The sequence below is a fragment of the Spirosoma montaniterrae genome (genome assembly GCF_001988955.1).
GTDB classification, from domain to species: Bacteria; Bacteroidota; Bacteroidia; order Cytophagales; family Spirosomataceae; genus Spirosoma; species Spirosoma montaniterrae.
Genome location: NZ_CP014263.1, coordinates 3,070,001 through 3,083,235, shown reverse-complemented (window position 1 = coordinate 3,083,235; position 13,235 = coordinate 3,070,001). Strand labels below are relative to the sequence as shown.

Genomic DNA, 13,235 nt, shown 5'->3' with positions numbered 1-13,235 from the left:
TGAATCGGTTCCCTACCTAACTTAAATTCTCTTTATCCGTCTCTACCTTGCGTATGCTTCAGGCAATAAACCTCACGAAACGATACGACCGGAAAACTGCGTTGCGGGAGTTGAATCTGCACGTACAGGCGGGCGAAATTTACGCACTGCTGGGTGCCAACGGCGCGGGTAAAAGCACGACCATCAACCTCTTCATGGGCTTTCTGGAACCCACGTCCGGGCAGGTATTCATCGATGGCATCGAACTGCGCGAAGGGGGTGCCGCCACTAAACCGCTGGTAGCCTACATTCCCGAAAACGTAATGCTGTACCCGTACCTGACGGGTCTGCAAAATCTCGCCTTTTTCAGTGGGTTATCGGGCCGGAATTACACGGACACACAACTTCGCGATCTGCTGAACCGGGCTGGTTTGCAGACTGATGCACATGCACAGAACGTTGGAACTTACTCGAAAGGAATGCGCCAGAAAGTGGGTATTGCCATGGCTTTAGCCAAACAGGCCAAAGCCCTGTTTCTCGACGAACCGACCAGTGGTCTCGATCCGCTCGCCAGCAACGAGTTCTCAAACCTGATTCGATCCATACGCGACGATGGTGTGGCTATTCTGATGGTGACGCACGATCTGTTTCGAGCCAAAGAAGCTGCCGACCGCATCGGTATTATGCGCGACGGCGTTCTGGTCTGCGAACTCGATGCCGCCGACGTAACCCCCGCCGAGTTGGAAGCTATTTATATGAAAGCTGTTTCAAACGAACCCGTGACCCCGTAACAACCATGCTGAATCTGGTTCAGAAAGAAATGGCCGATTACGGGCAGGACCGTCGGGTACGCTGGATCGGGCTGACGCTCTACGCGCTGTTTGCCGTGGCTTTGGCATCAGGGTATACGACGTATGTAAGCACGAATCGAACGCATACTGATGCAGCGGACGCAAGCTATCGGCAGTGGCTGGCACAGGGTACTAAAAATCCGCACGGAGCCGCACACTACGGGTTTTATGTCTACAAACCCCTGTCGCCCCTGTCGGTATTGGATCGGGGTCTGGAAAACTATCTCGGTCAGGCCGTTTGGCTGGAAGCCCACAACCAGAACGAAGTGAAACAGCGCGACGCCAACGATGCGGGCAATCTGGCGAGGTTCGGTTCGCTGACAGTGGGTTTTGTGTGGCAGTTTCTGGTGCCGCTGGCAATAGTGCTGCTGGGCTTCAACCTGTTCACCAAAGAGCGCGAGGGTGGTACACTGCGGCTGCTGTTCAGTGCCGGCGTAGCTCCCCGTTATATATTGTGGGGCAAAGCCGTTGCACTTTATCGGGTGGTGCTGGCGTTGGTTGCGCCGATGCTGGTGTTGGCTGGCATGGCAGTCTGGCTGGCGGGTGGTACAGACGCGTTTTTCGACATACTGCCGAACCTGGGGCTGATGCTGGCAATCTATCTCGTTTATTTTGCCTTGTGGACAGGCGTTGCGCTGCTGGTATCGGCGCGGGCGTCGGGATCGGGAATAGCTTTGGTTACGTTGCTGGGCCTTTGGGCGTTTGGTACGTTTGTGGTGCCACGGCTGGGCAGTAGTCTGGCAAAAACGGTTTATCCGGCTCCGTCGTCGTTCGCGTTTTCGCACAACGTCCGGCTCGACAATGAACTGGGTATCGACCGCAAAACACCGGTATCACTGCGTCGGAAACGGCTCGATGATTCGTTGTTGACCCGTTACGGAGTCGACACAATCACGAAGCTACCGATTGGCTATCAGGGGGTTTTGTTGCAGGAAGGCGAAGAATATGGCGAATTGATTTATGCCCACAACTACGGGGCATTGCACGAAACCTATGCCCGGCAGGATGCACTGATGGACCTGATAAACGGGTTGTCGCCCGCACTGGCAATGCAGAGCCTGTCGGCGGGGCTGGCCGGAACCAACCTGCCCAAACAGCTACACTTTGCCAAACAGGCCGAGCAGCATCGGCAGCTTATTGCCCAGACTATGAACCGCGACATCATCCAGCATGGCGCGGGGCAGGCTGCTTATCAGGTTGGCCCCGCACTCTGGAAAGCCGTGCCACCGTTCCGGTACGAACCACCGCCGTTCCGGTTCGTTCTGCAACAGCTTGTATTGAGTTTAGCCGCGCTGTCTGTCTGGATTTTCGTGGTCGCTTTTCTCCTAAACCAAACCGCCTACCGCATCCGACTCGACCTGTAAGCCTATGTTCCGACACATCACTCGCTACGACTTTCTGGCCCTGCGTGCGAACCGGCTGCTCCTGATTGTGCCCGGCCTATTAAGTGCTTTCGTGCTGATTGCGCTCTGGACGGGCTGGCAACGCACAACCTTCCAGCGCGATACACTTGCCGCAATTGCCCAACAGGAACGGGCCGACTATGCCCACTTCCGGCAGCAAATTGCACAGGCTAAACCGGGACAGCACTTCGACGGTGGGCATTTTGGTGATCCAACCAATCCGTTTTATTTCGGTAATCGGATGGGTGCCCGGTATGCCACGCTCCCGCCCTATGCGCTGGCTCTGACGTCGGTAGGGCAGGGGGATCTGTATCCGTATTATTACAAGCTGACGCTCTCGAAACGACAGGCACTCTATCATAGTGAAGAACTCGAAAATCCGCGTGTGCTGTTCAACGGCGCGTTCGACCTATCGTTTGTCATCATATACCTGTTGCCCCTCCTGATCATTGCGTTTACCTACAACCTTGTTTCGTCGGAGCGCGAACAGGGAACACTGGCTCTGCTGCTAACCGAAACAGCCCCGCTGAGTCAGGTGGCGGGCTATCGATACATGTTTCGCTACGTACTGATCAATGGACTGTTTAGTATGCTGGTGGTGAGCGGATTACTGTTGTTTGGCGTTCCGCTGGGGCAGGCCGTAGGCGAGGTAGCTTACCTGCTGTTGCTGACAGCCCTCTATTCGGCCTTCTGGTTCGCGCTGTCGTTTCTGGTCAACAGTTTTGGGCGCGAGTCGGGCTACAACGCAGCCCTGCTGGTAGGGTTGTGGTTAGGTTTCGTATTACTCATCCCAACGGTTCTGGCTGTGTGTGTCGATAGCGTGCATCCCATGCCATCGCGCATCGACCTGATTACGCAAAGCCGTGATGCCGCCGACGAACTGGCTAAAGACAAAGGAACTGTGGCTCGTTTCTACGAAGAACATCCTGAATTTACCCCTAAAACCGCCCCCGACCCCAAAGACCGAACGGTTCAGATGCTGCGGTCGAGGCTGGAGGTAGAACTGGCAATGGAAGGTGTACTGGAGCAGTTTGCCCAACGAATGGCTGAGCGGCAGGCGATGGTGAGCCGCTACCGATTTTTGTCGCCTGCGGTGTTTATGCAGCAGTCGCTCAACGATGTTGCCGGTACGGGCGAGAGCCGTTATGCCGACTTTGAACGGCAGGTAACGGATTACCACGCGGCTTTCCGCAACTACTTCGCTCCGTTGGTGTACCGGATGGAAAAATTCACGCCTGCCCACCTCGACAGAGTACCCAAGTTTCGCTACGTTGCTCCCGGCGGATTGTTGTTTACACCCGCCAACTGGCAGAATCTGCTGTATCTGGTAGTTGCCACGCTCGGCTGCATCACGCTGGCAACCATACGCATCCGACAGATAAAGCTGGCATATTGAGTGGAGCCGCTGGATTGTCCCGGAGGAGCACGTTACGCCACCCCGGCCAGCGTTTTCTCTGCCCCTTGCGTTAACAACAAATTAAGGTAGCCTGCCACGGCATCGACAAAGCCCGGCAACGTGCTGAGGTCGGCTTTCCAGAGGGTAGCGTCCGACAGTACGCTTTTTACGAACGCCTGTACCGTAGCCGAATCGTCGATCTTCACGGTCTGCCAGTCGCCGTAGAAATAAGCGGCTTTTTCGTCGGTAATCGGGTAGGAAATCAGGCCATCGTTTACTGAAATCTCGCCGATAAACTGCCCTTCTTCTTCGCGCAATGCCCGCATAAACAGCAGGTAGGCGGCAAAGCCCAACGCCATTCGTTGCGGTACGGCGTTGAACTTTTCGTAGTACCGTTGCAGCGTTGCCACGTTGCGGGCCTGCATTTTGGCCGTTTGCTGAAACGAAATCTTCAACAGCAGATGATCGAGATGAGGGTTACGGAAACGGTCGAGCACGTCGTGGGCGAATTGTGCCACAGCAGCTTTATCCATACCCGGAACGCCATAGTCCGGCACAGTTGGCACAATTTCGTCCAGCATCAGCGATTCAATAAACCGGCTCATGGCGGGTTGATTCATCTCGTCGGCCACGGTTTCCAGACCGAGCAAATAGCCCAGCGGCATGGTCAGCGTGTGGGTGCCATTGAGAATGCGCAACTTACGTTCCTTATAAAAATTGATGTCTTCTTCGATGATAATTTCGGGCGTGCTGGCATCGGCAAAAGATAATGTTTGCCGCACCCGGTCGTCGCCCTCGATGGCCCACAGGTGATACGGTTCCGTGAAGGTCAGCAGATTGTCTTCATAGCCTAATTCGGTCTGAAGAGCCTGTTGCGCATCGTGAGTTGGGCGCGTTACAATCCGATCAACCAACGTGTTGCAGAAACGGACATGGAATTTCAGCCATTTGACAAATAGCTTGCCGAGTTCGTTGTAGGTCGACAATCGTTCAACGGCATCACGCAGAACCAGGCCATTGTCGGTCACGAGTTCAGTCGGTACGACCACTAATCCTTTGGCTTTGGAACCGCCTACGCTGCGAAATCGCTCATACAGAAAGGCTGTCAGCTTACCCGGAAACGATTGGGGCGGCTTCTGAAAAATACTTTCTTCAACATAATTCAGCCCCACTTCGGTGGTATTGGAGATCACGATTTGCAGTGCCGGATTGCGGGCCAGACGCAGAATGTCTTCCCACTGCGTCTGAGCTGCCAACACCCGGCTTATGGCCGACACAACCGTTGTTTCTGAAACGGACTGCCCATTCCGAATACCTCGAACGGCCACCGTATACAGGTTATCCTGCTCCTGAAACTCGTCGGTTTGCCCATCTGTCGATTTAACCACCACAATGGAGCCGTTGAATCGACCGGCGGCATTGGCTTTGTGTACTAAATAATCGGGCAGACCGCGCAATAGTACGCCTGTACCAAATTGCAGAATTTTTTCAGGAAACTCAGGTGCCGGATGGGTTGAACGATTCAGTTGAGACATTGGAGTTAATAGTCAGTGGTATTTCCGTTTCGGGGCAGGCCGGGGAAACGGAAGCAATATTACGAACAATGGGGCGAATGCGAACAGCTTTTTAGGAATTGGCTTATCGCTTGAGCCTTCCTGACTCGTCGCCGTTTGCCAGTGTTTCCACCTCAGCCACCGTTGCCAGATTCACATCGCCCGGAATCGTGTGTTTCAATGCCGACGCTGCCGCGCCGAATTCAACGGCCCGTTGCGAGTCGTTGAATTCGAGCAAACCGTAGATCAGCCCGGCCATATAAGCATCGCCCGTGCCAATCCGATCTACGATGGGCTGCATAGTATAGACGCGTGATTTGTAGACCTGCTCACCATCGAATAGCTTGGCCGACAGTTGGTTATGCGACGCGCTGATCGATGTTCGTTTCGTATCGGTCACGTAGCGAAGACGTGGGAAACGGTCTATCATAGCCCGCCCTGCTTCGATAAAGGTGCTGCCTACTACGCCATAAATTTCCGAGAACAGTGCTTTTCCGCCCAGAATCAGCGTGCAGCCTTCGGTTAGGGCAGGCATAATTTCCTGGGGAGTGCGGCCATATTGCCAGAGGTTAGAGCGGTAAACAATATCGCCCGAAACAGGAATGCCGAGCCGATTGGCGGTCTGAATGCCATCCAGCAAGCAGTCGGCAGCACCCTGCGATAGGGCGGGGGTAATGCCCGTCCAGTGAAACCAGCGTACCGGCGCACCCGGCGAGCCTTGCAAAATGTGTTCCCAATCGACCTCGCCGGGCCTGATCCGGGCAAAGGCCGAGTCGATGCGATCATAAACAATCTGGCTTGCGCGGCTTCCGGCGCCGGTTTCCAGGAAATAGAGGCCCATGCGCCCGTCGCCGTGCCGAACATGCTGGGTTTGAACGCCATACCGACGTAGATACCCCGACGCAGCCCGCCCCAGCGCATGATCGGGAAAGCGCGTGACGTGCGTGGCCGATAAGCCAAACTGCGCGAGCGAAACGGCTACGTTGGCCTCAGTGCCGCCAAAATGCATGGTCAGTGTGTCGGTTTGGGCGAATCGCTCAACACCCGGCGGACTCAGCCGCATCATCACCTCCCCAAATGTTACGATACTCATAAGCAGGACTTAAACTAATTCGTGCATTAATTCTTCGGCTTTTACCGGCTCCATTTTGGGCAAAACCCAGTGAATGAGCAGCAAAGCTACCAGGTAGGTGCAACTGGCAATAATAAACATAGGCTCATAACCAAATGCAGTGATGATTCGACCCGCCAGCAGCGACAGAAGTATGCCGCCAATGGCACCAAACATACCACCAATACCCGTTACCGACGCTACAACCGTGCGCGGAAACAAATCAGATGCAAACGTGTACATGTTGGCCGACCAGCCCTGATGGGCCGCCGTAGCCAGCGCAATCAGGCCAATAGCAACGGTCAGGCTACTGGTTTGAGCAGCAAAAAAAATGGGTACTATACACAGAGCACAAATGAGCATGGTTGTTTTTCGTGCCCGGTTGGCCGACCAGCCCCGGTTCATTAGCTGGGTGGTGAACCAGCCGAAAAACACGCTGCCCGCGTCAGATACGACGTAGATAATCAGGAATGGGATGCCAAAACTTTTCAGGTCGAGTTTCTGGTCGAGGGCGTCGTTAGAGTTGAAAAAATCGGGAAGCCACGACATGTAAAACCACCAGATCGGGTCGGCCATGAACTTGCCAATGGCAAAGGCCCACGTCTGTTTATAGCCCAGCAGCCGCCCCCACGAAACTTTAACAGGGGGTGTTGAGTCGGTGTCGCTACGGATATACGCCAATTCGTTGGCCGACAGTTGGCGGCTGCGTTCGGGTTTGCTATACGTAAACCACCAGACCACCAACAGACCAAAACCGAGCAGACCCGTAACGAAAAATGAACTGCGCCAGCCAAACTGGAGAATCAGAACCGGCACAAGTAAGGCGGTTAGAATAATGCCGACGTTAGTACCTGCGTTGAATAACCCATTGGCAAACGACCGCTCCCGACGTGGAAACCACTCGGCTACCGTTTTCACCGACGACGGAAAGTTGGCCGATTCGCCCAAACCGAGCAGAATGCGCACCCAGCGCAACCCGGCCATATTCTGCACAAACGTACTTAGTACGGCTGCCGTACTCCAGACCAGGATGCCCAGCGCAAACCCCCGGCGCGTACCAATACGGTCGATCAGCCAGCCAACAAACAGAAAACCAATGGCATAGGCGAAATTGAAAGCCGCGTTTACGTCGCCGTACAAAATTTTGAATCGGTCGATAGCTTCTTTGGTCAGTGGCGCATTGGGCGCAATATCGAGCATCTCCTTGCGGAAAATGTCGTCGGTCATCGTAAAAGACAGCACCTGCCGGTCGATATAATTAATGGTCGTCGCCAGAAAAAGCAGCGCAACAATTCGCCAGCGAAAGCGACCGGTTGTAGTAGGCATCGGCAGAATCGAAAAGAGTCTTGGTTTCTGAAAAGCGCGTAATCAAGCTATTTTACTTGATTAAATACCACCGACAATTGCGCAAAGCTGTTTGAAATAGCGCGTCTCCGCAGGATATTTGCCCAACCTATTTCTCTTGTATATGTCTTCTGTACGTATTCTATTTTTTGCCAGTCTGTGTTGCTATATGCTGCAAGCCTGCCAGACCCGAACAACCACCGACGCCACCGCCGTTGATTCGACCCGCATCGGCAGCACCGATGCACCCCCAACCGCTGTTCAGCTCACGGACCGGCTCACGAACCTCGGCCTGACCACTGACAGCGACTGGCGCGGCATCAGCCTTGGCGATGCGTTTTCAACCGTGAAAGGCAAAGAAAAAGGCGAACCCTTCGAGAGCGATGCCGAACACGCAGGCTACACGGTGGAGTTCAGCAACCTCGAATCGGCAGACGTGCTATATTATCAGACCAATCAAAACGTTTCGGCTATCGACGCCGACCTGTATCTGAATACGAAACAGTCGGCAGAGGCTCACCAAACCGATTTGCGGGCCTATTTCACAAGCCGCTACGGAATGCCTAAACCCGCCAACGGTGGCCTGTCGTGGTCGGCCTCCGGCAAAACTGTTACGCTGCGCGACGTGTCGAAGGGAAAAGATTACGGCTTGAAGATCAGTATTGTAGGTGGTGAATTTCGAGGGAGATGATTTAGCTTACAACAGGGGTAGAATTTGCAGGAATTGCCCCATGCTCAGAATAGTTGTTTGCTCAAACGTACCCACTATTAACAGGTCATCATCGCCTGTTATTAAAAAATCAGCATGACAAGCCTTACATACCCCTAATAAATAGTCATCGTTCTTGTCACGAACCACACCCGTTACAGGTAATCCATCAATGTGTCTCATGAAAAGCTGAGCCAATGATTGGAAGCGGTTGACTTGCGCCATCGTAATTTTTTTAGCGAACTTACGCCGACTGATAACTCCCCGAAACTCTTCTACGAGTTCTGATGAATAATACGCCCGTAATCGATCATTACGCAGAATTTTATAGTATACCGTTCGCCGTGAGTTGCGGCTTATGCACGCCGACACGAACCAATTGGCATCCAATACTACATTAATCTTTCTTTTTACGGGCATTCCGATACGCTTTTACCTCTTTCATGATATCAGCCATACTTATGGTTTCGTCAGGTAGCTCGCTATCAAGTTCCTCAAATAGCTGATCTGCCATTTCCGTTTGGATCTGCTTGGCAATCAGTAGCCGGTCGCGAGCCGGAAACGAGTTAAATGTGTTGATGAACTCAGTACGCGTCATAGTATTTGTCTGAAATTGCGGATATAAATATAAATAAAACGCCCAATATCATGTGTTACCGGGCGTTTCAGATTCCTAAAAAAAGATGCTATACCGTATGCATCCAGCCGAATTCGTCGGCAATTTTGCCCGTGCGAAGGTCAGTCAGGTAATTTTTAACGCGGGTCGAGAAAGAACTGTCGTCGGCGTGTTCGGGTAGCATATAATCGTGACCGTTGTAGCCAATCAATGAATAAGGCGATACCACCACCGCCGTACCTGCGCCAAACGCTTCGGTCAGCCGACCCGATTCGATGCCGTTGATAACTTCGTCAATCGACACGGGCCGCTCTTCTACGGTTATGCCCCACGAGCGGGCAATTTGCAGAATGCTATCGCGCGTTACGCCTTTCAGAATCGAGTCAGACGTGGCGGGGTAATCAGCTTACCGTCGATTACGAACATAATGTTCATCGTACCCGATTCTTCGATGTATTTGTGCTCGCGGGCGTCGGTCCAGATCAGTTGGTCGTAGCCCTGTTGCTGCGCCAGCATCGTTGGGTACATCGAACCGGCGTAGTTACCGGCGCACTTGGCATAGCCAACACCCCCCGGAGCCGACCGAATATATTCGGTTTCAACTTTCAGTTTCGGTGGGGTAGCGTAGTATTTGCCCACCGGACAGGTGAAAATGCAGAACCGATACGTTTTTGACGGAGCTACGCCCAGAAACGTATCCGTAGCAAACATATACGGACGAATGTACAGCGAACTGTCGGGCGTGGTAGGCACCCAATCGGCATCGATACGGAGCAGGCTCTCCAGCCCACCCATAAACACATCTTCGGTCAGCGTTGCCATGCACATCCGCCGGGCCGACTCGTTCATACGCTCGAAGTTGGCGAAAGGCCGGAACAACAGCACTTCGCCTGCTTCGTTTTTGTAGGCTTTCATGCCCTCAAAAATCGCCTGCCCATAATGCAGCGACGATAGGGCCGGGCTGATCGTAAAATTGTCGAACGGCACAACCATCTGATTCTGCCACTGACCGTCTATGAAATCAGCCACGAACATATGGTCTGAGAAGTGTTTTCCGAAAGGCAGATGGTTGAAATCGACCTCGTGAATGCGGGAATATTCGGCTCTCCGCAGTTCAATTTGCAAGACGTCCGTAGTCATAATCAGGCTATTGGTTAATGCGTTATATGGTGTTGTACGCGCTGTGGCAAAGCTAAGGATTTCAATTGAGTAAAGATAGTTGTCAAGACAAGTTTTTTACAAACGCGGTTGCCAGGCTACTTCCTCAGCGTTCAATTCCTGTGCCATTTTACGGCTTAACACAAACAGATAATCTGATAGCCGGTTGAGGTACTGCAATACGAGTTCATCGACCGGCGACGATTCGTTCAGGGTAATTACCAGCCGTTCGGCACGTCGGCAAACGGTGCGGGCGAGGTGGCAGTATGATACGGCTTCATGACCACCCGGCAGCACAAACGCCCGCAGTTCGGGTAATTCGGCATCCATCGTATCCATCGCATTTTCCAGCAGTTTCACATCGTTGGACACAATGGCGGGCATTTTCTGTTTAGGTGCTTTTCCAGGGTCGGTAGCCAGCTCAGCCCCAACCGTAAAAAGCCGATCCTGTATTTCCTTCAGCAAATCCCGGCGGTTGCTATTTACGGCCTGATCGCGTACCAGACCAATCCAGGAATTTAGCTCATCGACTGTGCCGTAGCTATCGATTCGCAAATCAGCTTTACTCACCCGGCGTCCGCCAATGAGGGCGGTTTGGCCCTTATCACCCGTTTTCGTGTATATTTTCATCGTAGTATTTTATGTCGTTCTGACGAAGACGAAACCATTTTCCTAAACAAACGGCTAAACTACCTAACACAACCGAATCAGCCGTACCTTTGCGGCCTGATTTCGTAGAGTGATGAATGCCAGAACCATTCAATCAGTCAATCATTCACCAATTCAACAATGAAAGTCGGTACATTTTTTGTCCGAACGTGGCGCGTACTGTCCATTTTCGGATTTCTATTTTCGCTCTTCAACAGCTATATATCGTATCCGAATGAAGTAGCCGTTCGGTTCGACAGCATCGGCTATGCCATTCAATACATTGACCGCGAAGTGTTGTTCTACCTCGCAATTGGTATTTTCCTGTTGAATAACACACTCGTCAACTTAGTATCGCGGCTGTTCGTTCGGTTGCCATCAGCGCAGGTGCCGGTGCCGAATCAGGCTGTTTGGATACACCACCGCGACCAACTGAACGAGAACGTAACCAACTGGTTTACAGCTCTGATGGCCGCCGTGAACACCATTCTCGCATTGGGCCTGATGGTGCTTTCGTTTCTGAACCGCTCCGACCGCAGTCAGATGGCAATGGATTATGCCTGGCTGCTGCCCCTTAGCACGGTCATTCTGGTGACAGTGCTGGTTGCACTGCCGATTCGTTTGTTCGTAAAACCAACTGCCGATGACTGACACGCAAATTTTGTCGTTGCAGCAGTTTCAATACGACCTGCCCGATGACCGAATCGCCCGTTTCCCACTCACCCGGCGCGACGCGTCGAAACTGCTCGTCTATCGCGCCGGAGAAATCAGCCACGCGCATTTTTATGATCTGCCCGACCAACTACCGTCCGATAGCTTTCTGTTCTTTAATAACACGAAAGTGATTCCGGCGCGGCTGCACTTTACGCGGGCAACCGGAGCCATTATCGAACTGTTTTTGCTGAACCCATTTCCGGCAGAACAGCCCATTACGCAGGCAATGGAGGCTACCGGCTCGGCCATATGGCAGGGTATGATCGGCAACCGTAAACGCTGGAAGCCCGACGAAACCCTCGAAACCGTTATCCCGACGCCAACCGGCGACGTTGTGTTGACCGTAGCCTGGCACGATTCCGAACAGTCGGTGGTGCGGCTAAGCTGGCAACCCACCAACCTGACATTCGCGCAACTGATTCAGTACGCGGGCGAGATTCCATTACCGCCATACCTGAAACGCGACCCCATCGACGCCGACCGCGACACCTACCAGACCGTTTATTCGGAAAAGGAAGGAGCCGTAGCCGCGCCCACTGCCGGGCTGCATTTTACCGAAGCTGTTTTTGATAATCTGAATCGCCGGGGCATCGGTCACGACTATCTCACGCTGCACGTTGGGGCAGGAACATTCCAGCCCATCAAAACCGACGACGTTCGGCAGCATCTGATGCACACGGAGCAAGTGGTGTATTCGCAGCAGAACGTGCGAAACATAGTAGCTAATCTGGGGCGCATTATCCCGATTGGCACAACCTCGATGCGGGCATTGGAGAGTTTGTACTGGATGGGGGTAAAACTTCTGCGCGACGAGGCTAACCCGTTTCTGCTCGATCAGGAATACGCCTACTGGCTTCCTGCCGAGTATCAGCCAACGCCCGAAGAAGCGGTGCAGGCCGTGTTGCAGCACTTGATAAACACCCGACAGGAGACCATCATAGCGCATACGGGTATTTATATTACGCCGGGTTATGCAATGAAACTTTGTAAAGGCATCATCACAAATTTCCACCAGCCCGGCTCAACCCTGATTCTACTGATCAGCGCATTGATTGGCAACAACTGGCGTGCCGTTTACGATGAGGCTCTACGCACAAATTACCGTTTTCTAAGCTACGGCGATTCATCGCTCTTAATTCCAAAGAGTGAAAGAGCGAAAGAGTGAAAGGGCGGTTCTGTTGTCAGTTCTGCACCCTTTTACTCTTTCGCTCTTTCACTCTTTCACTCTTTTACTATGAATTTTATTGACGAACTCCGCTGGCGTGGTATGCTCCACGACATGACCCCTGGTACTGAAGAACAGTTAAGCAGAGAAATGACGGCTGGTTATATTGGTTTCGACCCAACAGCCGCGTCGCTGCACATTGGTAATCTTGCTACCATTATGCTCCTGGTGCATCTGCAACGCGCCGGTCACAAACCATTCGCGCTCGTGGGCGGAGCTACCGGCATGATTGGCGACCCGTCGGGCAAGGCCGCCGAGCGCGAATTTTTGTCGGAAGATACCCTACGTCGAAATCAGGATGGTATTCGTCGGCAGTTAGAAAAGTTTCTGGATTTCGACTGCGGGCCCAATTCTGCCGAAATGGTCAATAATTACGACTGGTTCAGGGAAATTTCGTTTCTTGGTTTCCTGCGCGAAGCGGGCAAACATATCACTGTCAATTATATGATGGCGAAAGATTCCGTGAAGAAACGGCTCGAGACCGGAATTTCATTCACCGAATTTTCGTACCAGCTTTTACAGGGCTAC

At 52.9% G+C, this 13,235-nt stretch carries 13 protein-coding genes and 1 pseudogene (1 of these 14 cut by a window edge); 7 read left to right on the top strand and 7 right to left on the bottom strand.

Annotated elements, in window-relative coordinates; translation table 11 throughout:
- Positions 1-53: 53 nt before the first annotated feature.
- Genes AWR27_RS13350 through AWR27_RS13340 form a run of 3 tightly spaced genes read left to right on the top strand, consistent with a single transcriptional unit; the run spans position 54 to position 3,629 of the window.
- A complete protein-coding gene (locus AWR27_RS13350; RefSeq protein WP_077131619.1) occupies positions 54-770 on the top strand; it encodes an ABC transporter ATP-binding protein in 717 nt (238 codons plus the stop codon).
- A 5-nt stretch (positions 771-775) separates the two neighbouring features.
- Positions 776-2,194 (top strand): DUF3526 domain-containing protein, encoded by a 1,419-nt coding sequence (locus AWR27_RS13345; protein WP_077131618.1) that lies wholly within the window; start codon positions 776-778, stop codon positions 2,192-2,194.
- Between the two features lie 4 nt (positions 2,195-2,198).
- The gene (locus AWR27_RS13340; protein ID WP_077131617.1) at positions 2,199-3,629 is read left to right on the top strand and encodes a DUF3526 domain-containing protein; all 1,431 of its coding nucleotides are present in this window, start codon (positions 2,199-2,201) and stop codon (positions 3,627-3,629) included.
- Positions 3,630-3,661: 32 nt separating this feature from the next.
- Here AWR27_RS13340 and AWR27_RS13335 read toward each other — a convergent pair whose 3' ends face one another.
- The 3 genes from AWR27_RS13335 to AWR27_RS13325 form a co-directional block, all read right to left on the bottom strand.
- The gene (locus AWR27_RS13335) at positions 3,662-5,164 is read right to left on the bottom strand and encodes a tagaturonate reductase (RefSeq protein ID WP_077131616.1); all 1,503 of its coding nucleotides are present in this window, start codon (positions 5,162-5,164) and stop codon (positions 3,662-3,664) included.
- A gap of 103 nt (positions 5,165-5,267) precedes the next feature.
- Entirely contained in the window at positions 5,268-6,275 is a 1,008-nt protein-coding gene (locus tag AWR27_RS13330) for a sugar kinase (protein WP_077131615.1), read from the bottom strand.
- Between the two features lie 9 nt (positions 6,276-6,284).
- On the bottom strand, positions 6,285-7,619 hold the full coding sequence (locus AWR27_RS13325) for an MFS transporter (protein WP_077131614.1): 1,335 nt from the start codon (positions 7,617-7,619) through the stop codon (positions 6,285-6,287).
- A gap of 142 nt (positions 7,620-7,761) precedes the next feature.
- Here AWR27_RS13325 and AWR27_RS13320 point away from each other — a divergent pair, with 142 nt between their 5' ends.
- Entirely contained in the window at positions 7,762-8,328 is a 567-nt protein-coding gene (locus AWR27_RS13320) for a hypothetical protein (protein WP_077131613.1), read from the top strand.
- A gap of 6 nt (positions 8,329-8,334) precedes the next feature.
- On the opposite strand, the gene AWR27_RS13315 is transcribed toward AWR27_RS13320, so the two are convergent.
- The 4 genes and pseudogenes from AWR27_RS13315 to AWR27_RS13300 all read right to left on the bottom strand — a co-directional run bounded on the left by AWR27_RS13315 (position 8,335) and on the right by AWR27_RS13300 (position 10,750).
- Complete coding sequence (locus tag AWR27_RS13315) at positions 8,335-8,766, bottom strand: putative toxin-antitoxin system toxin component, PIN family (RefSeq protein WP_083732843.1); 432 nt, start codon at positions 8,764-8,766, stop codon at positions 8,335-8,337.
- Positions 8,744-8,944: a hypothetical protein gene (locus tag AWR27_RS13310; protein ID WP_077131611.1), complete on the bottom strand. Its 201-nt coding sequence runs from the start codon at positions 8,942-8,944 to the stop codon at positions 8,744-8,746. The genes AWR27_RS13315 and AWR27_RS13310 overlap by 23 nt, the downstream gene beginning before the upstream one ends.
- A gap of 88 nt (positions 8,945-9,032) precedes the next feature.
- A pseudogene (locus tag AWR27_RS13305) lies at positions 9,033-10,102 on the bottom strand (branched-chain amino acid aminotransferase).
- Between the two features lie 96 nt (positions 10,103-10,198).
- A complete protein-coding gene (locus AWR27_RS13300; RefSeq protein ID WP_077131610.1) occupies positions 10,199-10,750 on the bottom strand; it encodes a cob(I)yrinic acid a,c-diamide adenosyltransferase in 552 nt (183 codons plus the stop codon).
- Positions 10,751-10,909: 159 nt separating this feature from the next.
- On the opposite strand from AWR27_RS13300, the gene AWR27_RS13295 reads away from it, so the two are divergent.
- The 3 genes from AWR27_RS13295 to tyrS all read left to right on the top strand — a co-directional run.
- The gene (locus AWR27_RS13295) at positions 10,910-11,419 is read left to right on the top strand and encodes a hypothetical protein (protein WP_077131609.1); all 510 of its coding nucleotides are present in this window, start codon (positions 10,910-10,912) and stop codon (positions 11,417-11,419) included.
- Complete coding sequence (locus AWR27_RS13290) at positions 11,412-12,647, top strand: S-adenosylmethionine:tRNA ribosyltransferase-isomerase (protein WP_077131608.1); 1,236 nt, start codon at positions 11,412-11,414, stop codon at positions 12,645-12,647. Before AWR27_RS13295 ends, AWR27_RS13290 begins: the two co-directional genes overlap by 8 nt.
- Before the next feature lie 69 nt (positions 12,648-12,716).
- Positions 12,717-13,235, top strand: partial view of a tyrosine--tRNA ligase gene (tyrS, locus tag AWR27_RS13285; protein WP_077131607.1) — the 5' end (the start) only. 777 nt of this gene lie beyond the right edge of the window; only the first 519 of its 1,296 coding nucleotides appear in the window; it begins with the start codon at positions 12,717-12,719; its stop codon lies beyond the right edge, outside the window.

Excerpts from the sequence above, each read along its gene's own strand:
- AWR27_RS13350 (WP_077131619.1), top strand. The coding sequence starts at position 54 with ATGCTTCAGGCAATAAACCTCACGAAACGATACGACCGGAAAACTGCG.
- AWR27_RS13345 (WP_077131618.1), top strand. The coding sequence starts at position 776 with ATGCTGAATCTGGTTCAGAAAGAAATGGCCGATTACGGGCAGGACCGT.
- AWR27_RS13340 (WP_077131617.1), top strand. The coding sequence starts at position 2,199 with ATGTTCCGACACATCACTCGCTACGACTTTCTGGCCCTGCGTGCGAAC.
- AWR27_RS13335 (WP_077131616.1), bottom strand. The coding sequence starts at position 5,164 with ATGTCTCAACTGAATCGTTCAACCCATCCGGCACCTGAGTTTCCTGAA.
- AWR27_RS13330 (WP_077131615.1), bottom strand. The coding sequence starts at position 6,275 with ATGAGTATCGTAACATTTGGGGAGGTGATGATGCGGCTGAGTCCGCCG.
- AWR27_RS13325 (WP_077131614.1), bottom strand. The coding sequence starts at position 7,619 with ATGCCTACTACAACCGGTCGCTTTCGCTGGCGAATTGTTGCGCTGCTT.
- AWR27_RS13320 (WP_077131613.1), top strand. The coding sequence starts at position 7,762 with ATGTCTTCTGTACGTATTCTATTTTTTGCCAGTCTGTGTTGCTATATG.
- AWR27_RS13315 (WP_083732843.1), bottom strand. The coding sequence starts at position 8,766 with ATGCCCGTAAAAAGAAAGATTAATGTAGTATTGGATGCCAATTGGTTC.
- AWR27_RS13310 (WP_077131611.1), bottom strand. The coding sequence starts at position 8,944 with ATGACGCGTACTGAGTTCATCAACACATTTAACTCGTTTCCGGCTCGC.
- AWR27_RS13300 (WP_077131610.1), bottom strand. The coding sequence starts at position 10,750 with ATGAAAATATACACGAAAACGGGTGATAAGGGCCAAACCGCCCTCATT.
- AWR27_RS13295 (WP_077131609.1), top strand. The coding sequence starts at position 10,910 with ATGAAAGTCGGTACATTTTTTGTCCGAACGTGGCGCGTACTGTCCATT.
- AWR27_RS13290 (WP_077131608.1), top strand. The coding sequence starts at position 11,412 with ATGACTGACACGCAAATTTTGTCGTTGCAGCAGTTTCAATACGACCTG.